Annotated in this window: 14 protein-coding genes; 11 read left to right on the top strand and 3 right to left on the bottom strand. The window is 38.0% G+C overall.

From position 1 onward, the window contains the following. The first annotated feature begins 326 nt into the window (after positions 1-326). The 10 genes from dnaX (at position 327) to yjiA (ending at position 12,710) form a co-directional block, all read left to right on the top strand. Positions 327-2,300 (top strand): DNA polymerase III subunit gamma/tau, encoded by a 1,974-nt coding sequence (gene dnaX / locus DK858_RS13840; RefSeq protein ID WP_109397917.1) that lies wholly within the window; start codon positions 327-329, stop codon positions 2,298-2,300. A gap of 54 nt (positions 2,301-2,354) precedes the next feature. Beyond that, positions 2,355-2,684, top strand: coding sequence for a YbaB/EbfC family nucleoid-associated protein (locus DK858_RS13835; protein ID WP_023580840.1), 330 nt, complete (start codon positions 2,355-2,357; stop codon positions 2,682-2,684). Continuing rightward, positions 2,684-3,289: a recombination mediator RecR gene (recR, locus tag DK858_RS13830; RefSeq protein WP_069368552.1), complete on the top strand. Its 606-nt coding sequence runs from the start codon at positions 2,684-2,686 to the stop codon at positions 3,287-3,289. Before DK858_RS13835 ends, recR begins: the two co-directional genes overlap by 1 nt. 246 nt (positions 3,290-3,535) lie before the next feature. Further along, positions 3,536-4,204 (top strand): vWA domain-containing protein, encoded by a 669-nt coding sequence (locus tag DK858_RS13825; RefSeq protein ID WP_196543904.1) that lies wholly within the window; start codon positions 3,536-3,538, stop codon positions 4,202-4,204. Beyond that, positions 4,204-4,959 carry a PP2C family serine/threonine-protein phosphatase gene (locus DK858_RS13820; protein ID WP_109397916.1) on the top strand — a complete coding sequence of 252 codons (756 nt, stop codon included), beginning with the start codon at positions 4,204-4,206 and terminating at the stop codon, positions 4,957-4,959. The genes DK858_RS13825 and DK858_RS13820 overlap by 1 nt, the downstream gene beginning before the upstream one ends. Next, positions 4,953-6,428, top strand: coding sequence for a DNA-binding protein (locus DK858_RS13815; protein ID WP_109397915.1), 1,476 nt, complete (start codon positions 4,953-4,955; stop codon positions 6,426-6,428). Before DK858_RS13820 ends, DK858_RS13815 begins: the two co-directional genes overlap by 7 nt. Before the next feature lie 15 nt (positions 6,429-6,443). After that, positions 6,444-8,951 (top strand): TonB family protein, encoded by a 2,508-nt coding sequence (locus DK858_RS13810; protein WP_109397914.1) that lies wholly within the window; start codon positions 6,444-6,446, stop codon positions 8,949-8,951. Positions 8,952-9,289: 338 nt separating this feature from the next. After that, positions 9,290-11,440: a carbon starvation CstA family protein gene (locus DK858_RS13805; protein WP_109397913.1), complete on the top strand. Its 2,151-nt coding sequence runs from the start codon at positions 9,290-9,292 to the stop codon at positions 11,438-11,440. Positions 11,441-11,500: 60 nt separating this feature from the next. Further along, positions 11,501-11,707: a YbdD/YjiX family protein gene (locus tag DK858_RS13800; RefSeq protein WP_004245057.1), complete on the top strand. Its 207-nt coding sequence runs from the start codon at positions 11,501-11,503 to the stop codon at positions 11,705-11,707. A gap of 22 nt (positions 11,708-11,729) precedes the next feature. Next, the gene (yjiA, locus tag DK858_RS13795; RefSeq protein ID WP_109397912.1) at positions 11,730-12,710 is read left to right on the top strand and encodes a GTPase; all 981 of its coding nucleotides are present in this window, start codon (positions 11,730-11,732) and stop codon (positions 12,708-12,710) included. A gap of 170 nt (positions 12,711-12,880) precedes the next feature. Here the strand turns inward: yjiA and DK858_RS13790 are convergent, their stop codons facing one another. The 3 genes from DK858_RS13790 to pepT all read right to left on the bottom strand — a co-directional run bounded on the left by DK858_RS13790 (position 12,881) and on the right by pepT (position 17,513). Then, positions 12,881-14,203, bottom strand: coding sequence for an L-cysteine desulfidase family protein (locus DK858_RS13790; RefSeq protein WP_109397911.1), 1,323 nt, complete (start codon positions 14,201-14,203; stop codon positions 12,881-12,883). Between the two features lie 692 nt (positions 14,204-14,895). Further along, entirely contained in the window at positions 14,896-16,263 is a 1,368-nt protein-coding gene (gene dcuC, locus DK858_RS13785) for a C4-dicarboxylate transporter DcuC (RefSeq protein ID WP_109397910.1), read from the bottom strand. After that, positions 16,260-17,513, bottom strand: coding sequence for a peptidase T (pepT, locus tag DK858_RS13780; protein ID WP_109397909.1), 1,254 nt, complete (start codon positions 17,511-17,513; stop codon positions 16,260-16,262). Before pepT ends, dcuC begins: the two co-directional genes overlap by 4 nt. 441 nt (positions 17,514-17,954) lie before the next feature. Here pepT and DK858_RS13775 point away from each other — a divergent pair, with 441 nt between their 5' ends. Next, the gene (locus tag DK858_RS13775; RefSeq protein WP_109397908.1) at positions 17,955-19,319 is read left to right on the top strand and encodes a hypothetical protein; all 1,365 of its coding nucleotides are present in this window, start codon (positions 17,955-17,957) and stop codon (positions 19,317-19,319) included. Positions 19,320-19,371 lie beyond the last annotated feature (52 nt).

The raw sequence follows: 19,371 nt of genomic DNA, 5'->3' as shown, positions 1-19,371 counted from the left end.
GCCCATGGAGGCCAGCGTAAATCCGTCACACAGACGGTTGCGGTCTAAGAAGTGGGAAGCCTCGCCCGACAGGGCTGGGAGCAGTCACAGAAGGGCGAATTAAGCTCTTATCGTAAACACAAGTAAGAGTGCGGGTGTTTATATATCGTTTATAAGTTTTTCTATTTTTATAAATGTATATTGCCCGCACAATTGTTACCGTTTACCTTATCTTTAATTTCAGCGGGTTCTCTCATCAATATCTCATTTGTTTCTTACAGATCTCGCTCAATAGGTCGCCCCTGTGTTAGCATAGAGACAAATCTTGTTCAAATTTAGCGGAATCAATGAGCTATCAGGTACTTGCCCGTAAGTGGCGCCCACAAACTTTTAACGATGTTGTCGGTCAACGTCATGTGTTGACTGCTTTAGCTAATGGTCTTGATCATCAGCGACTTCATCACGCCTATCTTTTTTCTGGCACAAGAGGCGTCGGAAAAACGACGATTGCTCGCTTATTTGCCAAAGGGCTTAATTGTGAAACTGGTATTACGAGTAAACCTTGTGGTCAATGTGCAAATTGCCTTGAAATAGAACAAGGGCGTTTCGTTGATTTAATTGAAATCGATGCTGCATCTCGAACCAAGGTAGAAGATACTCGTGAATTGCTGGATAATGTGCAATATGCACCAGCTCGCGGACGTTTTAAGGTCTACTTGATTGACGAAGTTCACATGCTTTCTCGTCATAGCTTTAATGCGTTACTAAAAACATTAGAAGAGCCGCCCGAGCACGTTAAGTTCTTATTAGCGACGACTGATCCACAAAAATTACCTGTCACGATTTTATCACGTTGCTTGCAATTTCATTTGCGAGCATTAGATATTGATCAAATTGCGACGCAACTCGAAAAAGTGCTTTTAGCAGAACATATTGAAAATGATATAAGAGCACGTCAACTTATTGCACGCGCTGCTGATGGTAGTATGCGAGATGCGTTAAGTTTAACAGACCAAGCTATTGCAAGTGGTGAAGGTGTCGTCAGTACGGAAGTGGTTAGCCAAATGCTTGGCACTATTGATGACGCTCAACCTTTAGCACTGATTGAAGCCTTGGTAAAAGCGGATGGTCAACAGGTCATGTCGCTGGTGAATGAAGTTGCTTCAAGAGGGACTGACTGGGAAAATTTTCTGGTAGAAACCCTCTCATTATTGCATCAAATTGCTATGTTGCAGTTATTGCCTAGTGAAGAAAATCCTCAAGAACAATTTACTCAAGAACGTTTACGCTTATTGGCTAAGTCTGTTTCTCCACAAGATTTACAACTCTATTATCAAACCTTATTAGTTGGGCGAAAAGAACTGGCTTATGCACCAGATAGACGCATGGGGGTTGAAATGACTCTGCTACGTGCGCTTGCTTTTCATCCTAAAACAGTGGTTGATGAAATACCTTCAGCACCATTAGCACAAACACTACCTTCAGCATCCTTGCCTACGAATAGAATGTCTGAACATTATGCTCCGCAAACTGTGCAGACTCACTCGTCTAAAATGGTTAATCAATCTTCTTCACCCATAGAAAAGAGTGCGTCATTAGGTAATAGTCCGGCAGCACAACTTTTAAGAGCAAGGCAGGCAATCAAGGGGACGGAACAACAAACCCCGCCAAAAAAGTCTGAACCGGCGACGCCTAATCGGGCTAAGCCGGCTGCTAGTGCATTAGAGCGGCTAGCAGCCGTGAGTGAAAAACGTCAGCAAGTTGCCAAGCGTCAGACTAATGCGCCTGAAAAAAAGAAAAAAGAAGAGTATCAGTGGCGTCCGCAAAATCCTGAACTAATGTCAACGGAACAGGTTGTTTCTTCACCCAAAGAGATCAAAGAGGTTCTCGAATATGAAAAAACACCTGAATTAGCAGCGAAAATTGCTAAAGAGTCGCAAGAAAGAGATGCTTGGGCGGCTGAAATAAACAAAATGCCACTACCCAAATTAGTGCAACAATTGGCCTTAAATGCGTATAAAGAGACAGTAAGCGAAGAAAACGTTATTCTGCATTTACGAACTAAACAGAAACATTTAAATTCAGCAAATGCGTTACGCACGCTTACTAATGCGTTAAGTGAATTGCATGGAAAAGCAATTTCACTCACAATTATAGAAGATGATGATCCAGCGGTAAAAACACCGTTGGAGTGGCGACAAGCCATTTATGATGAAAAATTGGCGTTATCGCGTCAATCGATTATTACGGATAAAACGATTCAAACATTACAGCAATATTTTGATGCTGAATTGGATGAAGAGAGTATCCGACCTGTTTAATCGCAACATGTTGTATGACTTCATACTGTGTGGCTTTTACAAAGAGAGACAATTATGTTCGGAAAAGGTGGTTTGGGTAATCTGATGAAGCAAGCCCAACAAATGCAAGAAAAAATGCAACAAATGCAAGAAGAGATCGCAAACTTAGAAGTGACAGGTGAATCTGGCGCTGGCTTAGTTAAGATCACTATCAATGGTGCTCATAATTGCCGTCGTGTTGAAATCGATCCTAGCCTGCTAGAAGATGACAAAGAGATGCTAGAAGATTTGATTGCTGCTGCCTTTAATGATGCTGCACGTCGTATTGATGAAACACAAAAAGAAAGAATGGCTTCTGTTTCTAACGGTATGCAACTGCCACCAGGCTTTAAGATGCCATTCTAATGCAAACCAGCCCACTTCTTGAATCATTAATGGAAGCGTTGCGTTGTTTACCCGGCGTCGGGCCTAAATCAGCGCAACGGATGGCTTTCCAACTACTTCAACGCGATAGAAGCGGTGGTATGCGACTTGCACAAGCACTCACACGAGCAATGTCTGAAATTGGTCATTGCTGTGATTGTCGAACGTTTACTGAAGAAGAGCGTTGTACTATTTGTGCCAATGTTCGCCGTCAGCAAAATGGGCAAATTTGTGTTGTCGAAAGTCCTGCGGATATTCATGCTATCGAGCAGACAGGGCAGTTTGCGGGCCGATACTTTGTTTTAATGGGGCATTTATCCCCTTTAGATGGTATTGGGCCTATGGATATTGGTTTAGATAGACTTGAAGAGCGCTTAAGCCAAGAGACTATTTCAGAAGTGATCTTGGCGACAAACCCGACTGTTGAAGGTGAAGCAACAGCCAATTACATTGCTGAAATTTGTGCTCAGTATGATATTGCTGCCAGCCGAATTGCCCATGGCGTTCCTGTGGGCGGTGAGCTTGAAATGGTCGATGGTACAACGCTTTCACACTCTATTGCTGGACGCCAAAAAATCCACTATTAACATCATAAATAGTTTATTAAAAAGGTACCTCTTTACTTAATGTCATGAGGTGCCTTTTTTTTATCTTAACCTTCGAAAAAATTTGCCATTTTCGCTAAAAATTAGTCCATTAAGCTTTAAGACGGTTTTTTTTAAGAAATATCTTTTATCTTCACTTTATCGCTTTTTTCTTTCTGATGAATTTTGCGTCTTTATGTTACATTAACCATTATCATGAAAAATAATAACTGAATGATGGAGCATCTTATGATCCCTGACGTAGCCTTGGTTGATAATAGTGAACAAAGAACCCCTCTGATCTTAGTGTTAGATAGCTCTGGTAGTATGTATGGGCAGCCTATTCAACAACTTAATGAAGGCCTTAAGTTACTTGAACAAGAATTAAAAAATGACGTTATTGCGGCAAAGCGTGTGCGTATTTTAGTGATTGAATATGGCGGATATGACCAATGTACTATTCATGGTGATTGGAAAGATGCGATGGATTTTACGGCACCTGTTTTAGAGGCGAATGGCACAACGCCAATGGGACAAGCTATTACGCTAGCACTTGAAGAAATTGAAGCTGAAAAACAGCGTTTTAAACAAGCGGGTGTTGCTTATACTCGTCCTTGGCTATTTTTAATGTCTGATGGTGTTCCGACAGACCAATGGGAACAGGCCGCACAGCTTTGTCGTCAAGCAGAAGAAAGCCAAAAAACAGCGGTATTTCCTATCATGGTTGATGGTGCATCAGCAGAGGTAATGGGAAGCTTTAGCCGTAATGGTGTTAATGGGGTGAAAATGCTTAAAGGCCTACAATTTAAAGAGTTGTTCTTGTGGCTAAGTGCTAGCATGCAGGTGGTTTCTCAATCAACACCGGGCGGCACAGCACAATTACCTTCTACTGATTCTTGGGCGAGTGTACCTGTTTGATGAATGATTGGTTAGCTTATGGGGCATCTGTGACAGGTATTGCCCATCAAGAACGTCAAATTCCCTGTCAGGATGCTTATTTTATTCGCCGTAAAGGCGAATATCTTATCGCCGCTGTTTGTGATGGTGCTGGCTCCTCTCGTTATAGTGAACAAGGTGCTCAGCTTGTTGCTCGGTTATTTACGCTACGCATTACAGAGTGGCCAAACATTGATTTGTTAACCGAAAAACAGATAACACAAGGGGCTAAACAGCTTATTGAAGATATTCGCCACCAACTGGCTGAATATGCAGAAATAAAACAGTGTGCACTTAATGAATATGCATCAACACTGGTTGCCTGTTGGGTAGGTGATGATTGTGGTTATTTGTTCCATTTGGGTGATGGTATTGCGGTGGTGGAATATTGTGATGGCACCCGTTATGTATCACAGCCTGAAAATGGAGAATATGCGAATCAAACTTGGTTTGTGACGTCAGAAAATTGGGAAGCGCATTTACGCGTTATTCCCCTAAATAAACCGGTAAAACAAGTTATTTTGATGTCTGATGGTGTACAGCCTTTTGCCATGAATAAAGCGTGTGATGCACTTTATGAACCGTTTATCACTCCTGTGATCCGTTATTTAAAAACAGTATCAGAAGATAGCGGAAGTGAGGCATTAGCAGGGACTTTAGCTGATCCTCGAACGCATTCAATCACAGGCGATGATAAAACCTTAGTTATTTGCATCAGGGATGAAGAGTTGTGGTAAAAGCAAGAAAGAAAGGAATAGCTCAATCAGTATCTAGGCAATTACAAGATGAAAACGGTAAGATTTATCAAATAGGTAATTTGATAAAAAGCGGTGGTGCAGGTAGCGTTAGTCATATTAATAATGCCCCATCCCAAGTCTCAAAAGTTTATCATGATAAAATTGATAAAGCCTATTATCTGAAAAAAATCACGGCAATGCAGAAGTTAGAACCTGCATTAAAGCCCGTTTCTGTTAACGGTACGCCTATTATCCAACTCGCATGGCCTCAAGCACGTTTATATAATAGCCAAAAGCAATTTGTTGGCTTTGTGATGCCGGAACTTGATGTCAAAAATACTATTGAGTTGGAATACATTCTTCAAGAACGCCAAGCCAAAGCTCATGGTTTACCCACAGGGATGGGGGCGAAAGTGAGTCTTGCATATAACCTTTGCTCATTGATTGACGCTTTACATCAGCAAGGACACCGTATTATTGATATGAAACCGTTGAATTTGCGGTTTTATAAATCAAGCTTGTATATGTCTCTTCTTGATTGTGATGGATTTAGTATACAAGGAGAGAATACTCGTTATCCGGCAGGGCAATTTACCGTTGAATATTTAGCGCCAGAATTTCAAGCCAAGCAAACTATTCCAGAAACAGAAGAAGAGTGGCAAGACCGATTTGCTTTAGCGGTAATTATTTTTCAGTTGCTTAATTTTGGTATCCACCCTTTTAGTGGTCGCCCTAAAAATGACACGGTACCTACAGATATTCCAAGGCGTATTGCTGGGCGTTTTTATGGCTATGGCATAAAAGCACATAATTTAATTACACCCAGTGTGGCGAGTGGGCATAAACAATTACCTGATGCATTAAGAATACTCTTTGATAAAGCGTTTTCAGGAGCTCCTTCATTAAGACCCAGTGCTAAAACATGGGCTACAGCGCTTTATGAATATGCTCAACCTGAAAAACAGCAAATGTTGGTTTGCCAGAAAGACAAAAATCATCAGCATTTTGCGGGTAAAGCTTGTGCAGCATGTGCAAGGCAAGCTCAGTTACAGCAAGTAGCAACGACTCAAAAACAAAATCAAACGCAACAAGAACAGGTACGCCAAACAAGGGTACAAAATACTATTGCTAGACAAGCGACAATACGTACAGCGCCGTCTAAACCGATGCAACCTCCTGCAATTTTTGTTGCGATAAAACAAGCAATAAACAAAGTACCTAAAGTCATTTTACATACCGCTATTGCCATGATTGTTCCTGTGGTTTTGGGGTTATTACTGATGAACTTTATTCCACAAGGCGTCAGCGGTAGTTTAGGTTCTAGTTGGATCGCTGATTTAATCAAAGCGGATTATATTGAACAAATACTAATAACGATGTTGAGTGTGATGTTTTTAATGGTTTCAGCCATTATCTTGTTAGTTATTTTTGTTTTCCCTTCAATGCATATTTTGAAAAAAAAACCATAATTTAGGGAAAATAACATGAAAAAAAGAATAAAGCTGATCCTCATTATTATTGGCGTTATAACGTTACTGTTCCCTTTTTGGTTGCCAGCCTTCTTAGTTTCAACTTTTAGCTTGATTGATGGTTTTAATAGTAAAATTCTCCCCTCATCTGTTCGCTTTGATGAGCGTAATTTCTTACTGGGATTATGGCTAGGCTCTCTCATTATGACGATTGTAATGTTATTGCAATCATGGAGAGCTAAAAATATTTACTATTTGTTCGGCGGGGGGCTAGTGCTTTTAATGGCGCTGGGCGTGTCATTTTCAGTGATCCCAACGAATGAACTAGAAGATCGTCGTCGTTTTGTTTTACAAAACATCGAGCAGTCAGAATGGCAAAATTATCATTATTTTGTTGTTAATAGTGAAGATGATATTCGTAAAGTTATTCGGTCTAATCAAGCTAAAGCATTGGCATCGCTTAGCGCTATTGAAAAAGCACGAATAGCTTTACCAGGATTAGACTATTTTAGTGATGATGTGGCTGCTGCGACAAAAGCGAAAGACGCTTATTTAGTTCATGCAAAAGGAACACCAGAACGCGTAGACGCTTTAAAAACACTCAATTTTTATGGTGACTGGCTATTAAATCAACCTGAGATTATGGTTGCTCAGGCGTTAGCTTCCCTTTCAAATAGTCATGATGCTCAATTAACGCAATCTGGTATTAATGTTATTGCGGTTGCCCCCTTATCACCCGAGGCATGGCAAGTGTTAGCATTGACTTATATAGCTCATCGCTCTCCTGATGCTCAAGTTGAAAAAGCGATGTTAGCGTTAATGGTGGCCGATACGTTGAAACAGGCTAAGCAAAGTCATGATGATATTTCAGCACAACAATTGTTGAAAAAAGCGATTTCGGAGCTTACTGAAAACCAGCGTCAGATTTATCAGATATTACAAGCGCGTGTTATTGAAGATCGTTATTATCGACAAAATAGCTCTCCTCCTGAAGATGTCACAACGTTGGCAAATCAACGATTACCAGTGAGTAACGCAATAAATAGTGATTTAACCACTTATCTTGAAATGCAATCAATGATGGAAAAACAGTATCCCGGAGAAGTGATAGTTGAATCACCTCATGAAGTGAAAAACTTAACTGAGATCCGTTATCCAACAATCAGAAGATACATCCCTCAAGCAGAGGTTATTTTATCCATTGATGTCGATCCTCAAGGGCGCATTTCAGGACTTTGGGTACAAAACAGTAGTGGTGTTGATGCTTTTGATGATCAAGCTGTGAGTGCTGCTCGTCATTGGCGCTTTATGCCAAATAAAGACGGATATCGTCAACGTGTAACAGTGCGTTTTGAAAGTACTCGCCTTGGTTGGAAAGAGTATGCTGTTAAGTTGCAATCAACATTGATAAAACTGGTTAAAGCTTACGCAAGACAAGAAACTAAAGGGATAACACTTACCGAAAATATTTATTCAGAATTGAAAAAACAAGCGCCAGAATTAGACGATGAAAGAGAAGTCACTCGCTCTAGTTATGATCCTTATGCTTCGTATTACCCTAGACTATCGCAAAAACAGCAAGAAAAACGTGCGGCCTTACAAGCAATCTTAAAAGAGTTGCAGGCATTGCCTAATAGCGAGAATAATCATGAAAATTGGCATAACAGTATTCGCTTTTTAAATGAAAAGCTCGCTCTTCATCAAGATAATGCCGATATTGTGAGAACAGTGGCGCGTTTTGAATTGCAATATTACAACATAGGAACAAATAATTTAGCAACATCGCCTAATATTTATCCTCAAGAGAAAAAATATTGGCAAACCTTATTACTTAATGCGCGTACACATTTTGAACAGGCTATTGCATTAGATCCTGATCGTGAAGATGTTTGGTTAGGCTGGGGAATAACATGGCTTGATGAAGATCCTGAAATTGCAGCAGGTGCATTTGCCAAAGCCTCACAGCAGAAGTCGAAAGAAAGTATTGGCTCTCTTATGCAACTGTTAGAAATGCGTATGGTGATGGATACACTTGAGGGCGCGCGTTTAGAGCGTTATCAGACCTTGCGCGCAAGAATGGATATGCGTTACTTACCAGAAGATATCGAAATCAAGCCAGAAGATGATTATCTCAGTATTGATTTAACTCAGATTCAATTAGCTCAACGTGCAATACCAGCATCAGATCCGAATAGCAAAGTTGTTCGCTTACCATTGAATACCGATAAAATTGAGCAATCAAATCGGACATTTAGTATTGATTTCTCATCAGCCAATATCAATGACCGTGATCAGGTATTGCCGAAAGTGAAAGCACCTAATACAGCACCTAAAACAGGGGATATGATCTTACAACTTGATGTTGATCCCCAAGGTGTTCCTACTGTGGTGTTATTGAAATCTGGCAGTGGTGACATGAGCATAGATAATGCTGTTATTGATGCTGCATATCAATGGCGTTTTAATGGTTCACCAGCTCGAAAAGGTAGTGTGCTTTTGATATCAGTTCAATTTAGCCAATAATTACCATTTAATGAAATAATGTTATAAAAAACCGCCTTTTTTGTTAGTGAAAAGGTGGTTTTTTTTCTATTTAGTGATTTCCTAACTTATTGAAAGTCATAAATTTGTTACCTTGATCACAAAAAAATCATCATTTAAAAATAGCAGAACCACTTAACTGAGAAAACAGACCGCTTAATTCGTTATACAACCGCTAAGAGATTTAGTCACCCCATTCCTTTATAAGAATTCTTATTATGTAGCAGCGGGTAGTTATCTTTCAGATTCGCTCAAATAATTCTCTGTTGTCCCGCATTACTCTTTGGCTGTTCGGTCTTGCCTGAAAAAAAAGGTGTCTCATGAACAAAAATGCATTTTTAAAGCACGTACCTTGGGTGATCCTCGGGATTATCGGTGCTTTTTGTCTTTCAGTGGTTGCACTTCGCCGTGGTGAACACGTCAGTGCACTATGGATAGTTGTTGCTTCTGTTGCTGTCTACTTAGTTGCTTATCGTTACTATAGTCTTTATATCGCTCAAAAAGTAATGAAGTTAGATCCAACTCGAGCGACACCTTCTGTTGTCAACAATGACGGTTTGAACTACGTTCCAACTAACCGTTATGTTTTATTTGGTCACCACTTTGCAGCTATCGCGGGTGCGGGTCCTTTAGTTGGCCCCGTTCTTGCTGCTCAAATGGGGTACTTACCAGGTACACTTTGGCTATTAGCTGGGGTTGTGCTTGCTGGTGCTGTTCAAGACTTTATGGTGTTGTTTATTTCAACACGCCGTAATGGTAACTCACTAGGTGAGATGATAAAGAAAGAGATGGGTCCAGTTCCGGGTACTATCGCTTTATTCGGCTGTTTCCTTATCATGATCATCATTCTTGCTGTGCTTGCACTTATCGTTGTTAAAGCATTAGCAGAAAGCCCATGGGGTGTGTTTACTGTTTGTTCAACAGTGCCTATTGCCCTGTTTATGGGTATCTACATGCGCTATATCCGTCCAGGTCGTGTCGGTGAAGTCTCTGTTATCGGTATCGTTTTACTGATCGCGGCGATTTGGTTTGGTGGCGTTATTGCGAGTGACCCATATTGGGGTCCTGCATTAACCTTCAAAGATACCACAATCACTTTCGGCTTGATTGGTTATGCTTTTGTTTCGGCATTACTGCCAGTTTGGTTGATCCTTGCTCCTCGTGATTATTTAGCTACGTTCCTGAAAATTGGGGTTATCGTTGGTTTAGCTATCGGGATTGTTATCCTAAATCCTGAACTGAAAATGCCTGCGGTTACTCAATATGTCGATGGTACTGGTCCATTATGGAAAGGGGCTTTATTCCCATTCTTATTTATTACTATCGCTTGTGGTGCCGTTTCTGGTTTCCACGCACTGATTGCTTCAGGTACAACACCTAAACTTATCGCAAATGAAATGGATGCGCGTTTTATCGGTTATGGTGCAATGTTAATGGAGTCATTCGTTGCGATCATGGCGTTAGTGGCTGCATCTATCATTGAACCGGGTCTGTATTTTGCAATGAATACACCACCAGCAGGTTTAGGTATTACTATGCCAAACCTTCATGAATTAGGTGGTGAAAATACAGCTGTTATTATGGAGCAGTTAAGAGAAGTTACTGTACATACTGCTGCAACTGTGAGTTCATGGGGCTTTGTTATTTCACCAGAAGAAATTCTACAAACGGCGAAAGATATCGGTGAGCCTTCTGTCTTAAACCGTGCTGGTGGTGCGCCTACCTTAGCTGTTGGTATCGCGATGGTATTCCATAAAATCATTCCAGCTGCGGATATGGGCTTCTGGTATCACTTCGGTATCTTGTTTGAAGCGCTCTTTATTTTAACGGCGCTAGACGCAGGTACACGTTCTGGTCGCTTTATGTTCCAAGACTTGTTAGGTAACTTTATCCCTTATCTGAAGAAAACAAACTCGTTCATTCCAGGTGTGATTGGTACCGCGGGTTGCGTAGGATTATGGGGATATCTGTTATACCAAGGCGTTGTTGACCCATTAGGCGGTGTTAAGAGCTTGTGGCCACTGTTTGGTATTTCAAACCAAATGTTAGCGGCGGTTGCGCTGGTATTAGGTACGGTTATCTTAATTAAGATGAAACGTACTAAATATATCTGGGTGACAGTTGTTCCTGCAGTATGGTTATTAATTTGTACAACATGGGCATTAGGTCTGAAACTTCTCAGCGATGATCCACAAATGGAAGGTTTCTTCTACTTAGCAAATGAATACAAAGCTAAGATTTTAGCGGGTGGTGCCGACTTAACTGCGGCTGAAATTAACAATATGAATCATATTGTAATTAATAACTACACCAATGCTGGTTTAAGTATTCTATTCTTATTGGTTGTTTACAGCATCATTTTCTACGGTTTCCGTACCGCAATGAAAGCACGTAAAAATCCAGAAGAAACAGCACAAGAAACACCATATGTTCCTATGCCAAAAGATGTAAAAGTGTCCTCAGGTCACTAATTTAGGTAGATAGGTTAAACCCCCGCGCTGGCTTGCCGGTGCGGGGCTTAGGAGAAACTTATGTTTGGTAATTTAGGACAAGCTGGAAAATATCTAGGACAAGCAGCACGTATGCTAATAGGTATTCCTGATTACGATAATTATGTGCAACATATGAAAGATAACCATCCAGATAAGCCTGTTATGACCTATAACGAGTTTTTCCGTGAACGTCAGGAAGCCCGTTATGGCGGTGGTGATGGTAAAGGCGGTTTTCGCTGTTGCTAATGATCCGTAAAGGAGATAAATGATGGAACCTATTGCAGTGACAATACTGACCGGTTTTTTAGGTTCAGGTAAGACAACACTTTTACGTCATATGCTCAATGAAGAGCATGGATATAAAATTGCCGTTATTGAAAATGAATTTGGTGAAGTACCTATCGATGATGAAATCATTGGTGATAGAGCCACGCAAATTAAAACACTGACCAATGGTTGTATTTGTTGTAGTAAATCGAATGAATTAGAAAACACACTATTAGACTTATGTGACAGTCTAGATCGCGGTGAAATTAAGTTTGATAGATTAGTTATTGAATGTACTGGCATGGCAGATCCTGGTCCTATTAGCCAAACATTCTTTTCTCATGAAATCATCTGCCAGCGCTACTTATTAGATGGCATTATCACACTTGTTGATAATGTTCATGCTCAGCAACAACTGGATCAATTTACGATTGCACAATCACAAATTGGTTATGCTGACCGTATTTTGTTAACAAAAACAGATGTCACTCCAGCCTCTCCTGAATTAATGGCACGATTAAGACGTATAAATGCCAGAGCACCTGTACATACCGTTATTCATGGACAAATTGATTTAGGGTTATTGTTTAACGTAAAAGGTTTTATGTTGAACGATAATCTCGATGTCAAACAACCTCTGTTTCGTTATCAGGCAGAGAAGCAAGATGACATCAATTCGATTGTGTTAACTTTTGATTATCCCGTTGAGTTACAAGAAGTTTCAGACGTAATGGAAAAATTATTATTAAGCTTTGCTGATAATCTTTTACGTTATAAAGGGATATTAAATATTAAAGACCAACCTAATCGCTTGTTATTCCAAGGTGTACAACGTCTTTATAGTGCGGATTGGGATAGACCGTGGAATGAAGATGAAACTCGTCAAAGCACATTGGTCTTTATTGGTATTCAATTACCAGAAGAAGAGATAAGAGCTAATTTTGATGCATTAATGCCTAACACAGAAAAGAAGGCTCATTAACCTAATACCCTGTAGTGAGTGTTAGAAAGCAGTAAGAAGTAGAGTAGTAACCGTAAATAGCAGTAACGAATATTGATAAGCTCCTGACTTGAGGAGGATCCTGTTCCTAGGATCTTATGTTTCACCCCATAATAACCAACATTATGGGGTGTTTTTTTTAAACGTTCCAATTAGCCATTGGCAACAGCTTTATATTCCATGATCTCAATAATTTGAACATCGGTATGTTGCATTGCACGACTTGCTAGTGCACATAGATTTTCAATTGTAGAATCAACATCATGAGCGACAATACCGTCATTACCTGTCACGTAAGTGTTGTCTAGAGCCATTAACACAGCTTTATAAGCTGCACTCGCACCAGTTGAAACTTTCATCGCACAGCTATTTGAAGCGCCATCACAAATTACACCGCTGATATCACCAATCATGCTACTAATTGCCATAGCCATAGATTCGTAACGTTCATCCATTAACCATGCGATTGCGCCAGCCGCGCCCATTGATGCTGTTGTTGCTGCGCATAATGCAGATAGCGCAGGGAATTTATGGTGAATATAGATAGCCAGTAAATGAGAAAGCATTAATGCTCTTGCCATTTTCGCTTCGCCAACTTGTAAATATTCAGCAACCACTACAACAGGCATCGTTGCGGCAATCCCTTGGTTACCTGAGCCAGAGTTACTCATTGCAGGTAAAACGGCACCACCCATACGTGCATCAGACGCAGCAGAAGTGCGGATCATGATTTCTGATAATAAATCTTTTGCTAATAAACCACGCTGTTGCTGGCGTTGTAAAGTTTGCCCAATATGTAAACCATAAGTATTGTTCAAACCTTCCTTTGATAGAGCATCGTTTAAGTGTGCTGACTCAAGAATAAAAGAAATTTCTTCTACTGGCGTTTGGGTAACAAACTGGTAAATTTCTTGAGTATTGGTTTGGGTTAACGTTTCTTTTATTTCGCAAGGCGATGTAGACCGCTCTGAACCAGCACAAGTGTTATCAAGAACAACATGACCGTTATGAATAATTTTAACAATATGAGTGTGGTTACCCGCAATAATTACTGTTGCACTGTTTTCACCATCTTCTACAGTCACTTCGCTATATAGAACTTCTTGGCACGCTTTTTTAATCGAAACATTCACAATGCCAGCCGCTAATAGTGCTTTACTTTGCTCAATGTGCTCTGGTGTGGCATTCTTTAATACTTCAAGACCTGCTTTACAATCACCCCCCACAGCACCTAAGCTTGCGGCAATAGATAATCCCACCATACCTGTGCCCGGTACGGTTACGCCCATGCCATTCTTCATTAAATTAGGAGAGACTTCTGCATTAATGCGGGTAATAGCATGTTGTAAGTAACTTGCCGCTGTTGCTGCTGCTAATGCAAGTGAAATAGGCTCTGTACAACCTAAAGCGGGTTTTACTTGTTGTTTAACTGCTGCTATTAATATTTTCCAACGAGCAGATAATTGTTCTTTCATTGCATACATCCAATAAACAGTATGAGAATTCAAAGGGATATTCTATTTTTAATATCAACATCATACTGAATTTATTGGAGAAAGTTTTTTCTGAATTTACTATCACTATACAAAATTTTAGAAAATATTACCCTTTGTAGCTTCTATGTTGGTAATTTTTTCTACATAAAATGAAAGCAAACATTTTGGCTCTTTAATGTGATTTATCGCTACAGAGGTGATGCTTTTGTATTCAAATATATAAATGAGAGAGGATGAAAAAATGTAAATGAGAGAGGATGAAAAAATGTAAATAAGAGAGTTTAAGAAATTAACGGTGAAATTAAATAAAAATGCAATAGAACGAATACACAATTCTATTGCTAGTATAATCATCATACTTAATGTGGGCTAACTCAGGATTGCTAAAATAATGGGTGAATCATTTCAATATCACATTTTTATTTTAACAGAATAGATGATAATCTCATTTCTTTTGAGTGTATAAGAATAATGCTTTGTTATTTTGTTAATATTTTCATGATGATAGTTTTAATTTTTTATTTAAAAAATAAACAGTTAAATATTTATTTATAAAAATAGATATTCGTTTTTTTATTTATAAAGATTACAATAAAATATCTCTATTTATTTTTAATATGTTTATTATTTAAAAATAACCTGAAGCAAGAATATTGCTTCAGGTATATTTATCAATAATAGAAGATAGCAATAATAGCACTGTGGAATATAAAACCTACCATAAGCGGTATTGCAGTCCTTTTTACAACATCAAACGGTTGTAATTTTGCACCACTAGATACAGCAATGATAACACCAGCTACAGGAGACATACCTCGTCCCATATGTGAAGCTTGTTGCATTGGTAAAATCATCGCAATTGGGTTTACACCCATGCTATGAGCAATTTGTGGGATCAATTCAACGAATGCAAGGAAAGGTGCATTACCTGAACCCATAATAATCGCTGCCGCTAATGTTACGATAGCGAAGACCAATGCCATTGCAAATGGTGGTAGGCCAACAGATTCCGCCATAACGATCAGGCTGTCTATTGCACCACTCACTTTAATACCATGAGCAAAAACACCCGCAGCGACTAATAATCCAACAACATTACTAAATGCAGAACCCATGCCTTTTAAGAAATGCTGGAAGCCCGCACAGACCGATTTAAAATCACGTAAGCGTAATGTTTCAATCAGCATACAGATCGCCATTGAAATCAATACAATTGTGACTACATCAAGGTGAATGTCTTCAACAAATAGGCTTGATGAACTTACTGCCATAATGATAGGTAACATTGGCAGTAAGGCATAAAAGCCAGGCACATTTTTATCACTCTTTGCTTCTTCAGATATTTTACCTAATTGAGGCACAAATCCGGCCTTGCGGTCACAATGGCGTTGCCAGAAGATATGTGTAATACCAACCGCTAATACAGTTGCAATTGCTGCAGGCCCTTGGTAATAAAGCACATATTCAACAACTCCTAAGTCAACTGCTTTTGCACCACGTATGGCATCAATGGCAGTTGGTGTGTAAGCAACGCCTAATGAAGTTGCAATTACACCTGCAGCAGATGCTGGAGATAAGCCAAGCCCTATCATAATCGGGAACATCGTACCCATTAATAGAACAGCCAATCCTGTTGCTGAAGGAATAGCAAGTTGCAAAATACTCGCGAGTAAAAAAGAGAAAAATAGCAACACATAAGGTGAGCGCATATTCTTCAATGGACGAGTTGCAACACGCACAACGGCCTCATTGGCGCCAATATGATCCATATAATGTGCAAATCCCATTAGTGCCATGATCATCAAACCAAGATCAGCGGCACGACTACTAAAGAGATCACGCATAACTTCAAAAGGATCTAACCAACCAATACCTGTTGTTTTGACATTTTTAGGAAGAATATCTCCCCAGCCAAACATCATGGTTAGCACCATTAAGGCTAAACCAGCAACTAACAAAACAGGCTCAGCTTTATATCCTTTTAAGATCATTCTAGCGACAATAACAACGACAATTAAGACCGCAAGAATTTGGATCATGCTTTAGCTCCAGGTGCAAAGCGCTCTGCCGTGATCTTAACGACAGATTTTAAGACATCGCTGGCAGCGTAAAGTGATTTGACTGGTAGGTATTCATAAATAGAGTGGAAATTATGAGCACCAGTAAAGATATTAGGACAAGGCAGACCATTTTGAGAGAGTGCTGCACCATCATAGCCACCACGCATTGGAATTGGGCGAGGAGTAATGCCATTTGCTTCATAAGCGGCAACTGCAATATCGATAGGGTAGCGATTATCACCTTGTAGGCTATTAAAGACGTTGGCATAACGGTCAGCGAGTTTACAAGTAACAGAACCTTCGCCCCATAAACCTTCGCAATAATCTGAAAGTTGTTTTAAAAAAGCCATACGGTGGGCATAACCTTTTTCGGTGAAATCACGTACATCCATTTTTAATACGGTACGTGCGCTATTTCCGGCTAATTGTTTTACCCAATAATAACCTTCACGGCCTTCTGTATATTCAGGTGCTTCACCACCCGGTAACATAGCAACAAATTTATGTGCCATTAATAGCGAATTCTTTAATTTACCTTTTGCTGACATTGGATGAGCGGATGCACCTGTAAAGGTAATTTCCACATCACCTGCATTCCAGTTTTCATACACTAACTCACCAATACCACAACAATCTAAGGTATAGGCAAAATCAGCACCAAATTCTTTAGTATCAAAGGCTTTTGAACCACGTAAACCTTGTTCTTCATCGGGTACAAAACCAATTTTAACTGTTCCGTGTTTAACTTCAGGGTGCTGTTTAAAGTACTGCAACATATCCATAATAGAAGCGATAGCAGCTTTGTCATCAGCGCCTAATAAACTAGTACCATCGGTTACGATAATATCGTCACCAATATAGTTTTCTAATTCAGGGAATTCACTTTGACGTAAATAAATATCAAGTTCTTTATTTAAGCAAAGGTCACCACCTTTATAAGGTAGAATTTGCGCTTTCGTATCATTAGTTTGTTCTGCACTAGTGTCTAAATGACCAAAAAAGGCAACGGTTGGAACTTTATAATCAAGGTTTGAAGGAAGTGTTGCGGTAACAATTGCGGTATCACGAATTTTAATATCTTCAACACCTAACGCTTTTAACTCTTCAACCAATTGTAGTGCGAGCACGCGCTGACCTTCTGACGAAGGCATAATGCCAGCAGCGCCATTTTCCCTATTAGTGGTGGTGTTAACTTTTGTATAAGAAATAAACCGTTCAACGAGATTCATAACAAGACTCCATTGTGTTTGATTTTTTTGTATTCTCTCTATTAAAGCTTAGTTGTCTCATTTATTGGAAAGGGCAACACCTACTTGTATCATAAAAAAAACAATAGGGAATTATAGAAAAATTATTATTTTTACAAAAAAAATTTAATGTTGATTAATATTTAGTTTTTGGTTTTTTATTTATTAAAAAAAATTGTGTTTTGTGTTTGTAAGGTTATTTTTGTTACTTTACTGTTTCTGTTTTTATGGGGATAATCATAAAAAATCGTTTTATCTAAAGTTATATCTTTATCATAATTAATATATATTATTTAAAATGATTAGTGTCTTTTCTTAAAATTAAGGACATTTATTTAAAAAATAGAAAAGAAAAGTGATAGATGAGAAAAAAATAGAGAGTAAAATATTATTTATAAATAACCTAACGTAAATATTTAAAAAATGGATATTATTAATGAAGTCAGTAAAAAAACACGCTTTATTACTAATAAAGTAGGCTCTATAAATGAAAAAATAAAATTATCTATTTCTAAATTATCTATTAGAGTAAAGAACTCAATAAATGAATTCATTTATCAGAATAATTATCAAATTAGATTTGATAAAAATACTACATTTTTAAAGTCTAAAAATTTAAGCATTCGAAACAAAGGAGAAAATAATGTAAATAATGAAAAAGTAGAGGCTAAGATTACAAATGATAAAAAAAGTCCTTTAAAGGAAAAACAGAAAATTTTGAATAATATTGAACTTCCAAATGGAGATTTGATTTCAATTGACGAGGCTATTAATAACATTCATTTAAGTAAACAAGATAGTATATTAAAAAGTAAATTATCACTAATTGATTATATTACAGATAGACAGTTCAAATCATCAGCAAACAATAGCATCAAGTCATCGAGTGAATTCAATAGCCATTTTATTTCATCTAATTTAGATAATAAAAATGAATATAATTATGTAAAATTTGGTAGTTATGAAGACACATCTAATTTAGATAATAAGAATGAATATAATTATGTGAAATTTGGTAGTTATGAAAACACATCTAATTTAGATAATAAGAATGAATATAATTATGTAAAATTTGATGGTTATGAAGATACATCTAATTTAGATAATAAGAATGAATATAATTATGTGAAATTTGGTGGTTATGAAAACACATCTAATTTGAAATCTAATAGTATGAATGACGGTTATTTAATAATGACTAAGTCAAAAAGTATCAGTGAAAATATGGATGATAAATTTAATCCTAATGTCAGTAAAAATGTAATTCCTTCTGAAAAAGAAAGCTTTAAATCTTTCTTGCTTGACATTACAAAAAATATTTCATTGTTAGATCGGTTATCCGATGGAGAGAATAGTTATGGGTATGTGTTTCTTGCTAAAGTCGCTAATTATTTAGATGATTACAATAGAGATAAAGAACATAAAAAAACAGATTATTTTAATAAAGAAGATTATTTAAAAAAAATGGAAACCTCAGATTATTTTTTTAATTTAAATAAAAAAGTTAATAATATTATATATTTGCAATATTTAAAAAAAGAACAAAGTAATGATGAAAGTGGTGTTATAGACAAAATCACAGCCACAGATAACAGTAATTTAAATGAAGTTGAACATTTAAAAGAGGCAGAGAAACAGAAAGAAGTTTTTGATGGGCATGATAAATTAAATGAAAATAATGATGATTCATTTAATGAATTTTTAAGTGAAATCGATGAACAACTTAATATATCTAATGAAAATAAAAAATTTACACTAGATGAGTTGTTAAAAAAGATGAAAAAATAAGTGTGTGTTTTATAGTGATTAGATTGAATTTAATTGGTTATATAGTTTACTA

It is taken from the genome of Proteus faecis (assembly GCF_003144395.1).
Classification (GTDB): Bacteria; Pseudomonadota; Gammaproteobacteria; order Enterobacterales; family Enterobacteriaceae; genus Proteus; species Proteus faecis.
The sequence above is the reverse complement of the archived record's forward strand: the minus strand, read 5'-3'. Positions and strand labels throughout refer to the sequence as shown.

Coding starts and splice junctions, on each gene's coding strand:
- recR (WP_069368552.1), top strand. CDS start 2,684: ATGCAAACCAGCCCACTTCTTGAATCATTAATGGAAGCGTTGCGTTGT.
- DK858_RS13790 (WP_109397911.1), bottom strand. CDS start 14,203: ATGAAAGAACAATTATCTGCTCGTTGGAAAATATTAATAGCAGCAGTT.
- DK858_RS13835 (WP_023580840.1), top strand. CDS start 2,355: ATGTTCGGAAAAGGTGGTTTGGGTAATCTGATGAAGCAAGCCCAACAA.
- DK858_RS13810 (WP_109397914.1), top strand. CDS start 6,444: ATGAAAAAAAGAATAAAGCTGATCCTCATTATTATTGGCGTTATAACG.
- DK858_RS13775 (WP_109397908.1), top strand. CDS start 17,955: ATGGATATTATTAATGAAGTCAGTAAAAAAACACGCTTTATTACTAAT.
- dcuC (WP_109397910.1), bottom strand. CDS start 16,263: ATGATCCAAATTCTTGCGGTCTTAATTGTCGTTGTTATTGTCGCTAGA.
- DK858_RS13825 (WP_196543904.1), top strand. CDS start 3,536: ATGATCCCTGACGTAGCCTTGGTTGATAATAGTGAACAAAGAACCCCT.
- dnaX (WP_109397917.1), top strand. CDS start 327: ATGAGCTATCAGGTACTTGCCCGTAAGTGGCGCCCACAAACTTTTAAC.
- pepT (WP_109397909.1), bottom strand. CDS start 17,513: ATGAATCTCGTTGAACGGTTTATTTCTTATACAAAAGTTAACACCACC.
- DK858_RS13805 (WP_109397913.1), top strand. CDS start 9,290: ATGAACAAAAATGCATTTTTAAAGCACGTACCTTGGGTGATCCTCGGG.
- DK858_RS13820 (WP_109397916.1), top strand. CDS start 4,204: ATGAATGATTGGTTAGCTTATGGGGCATCTGTGACAGGTATTGCCCAT.
- DK858_RS13800 (WP_004245057.1), top strand. CDS start 11,501: ATGTTTGGTAATTTAGGACAAGCTGGAAAATATCTAGGACAAGCAGCA.
- yjiA (WP_109397912.1), top strand. CDS start 11,730: ATGGAACCTATTGCAGTGACAATACTGACCGGTTTTTTAGGTTCAGGT.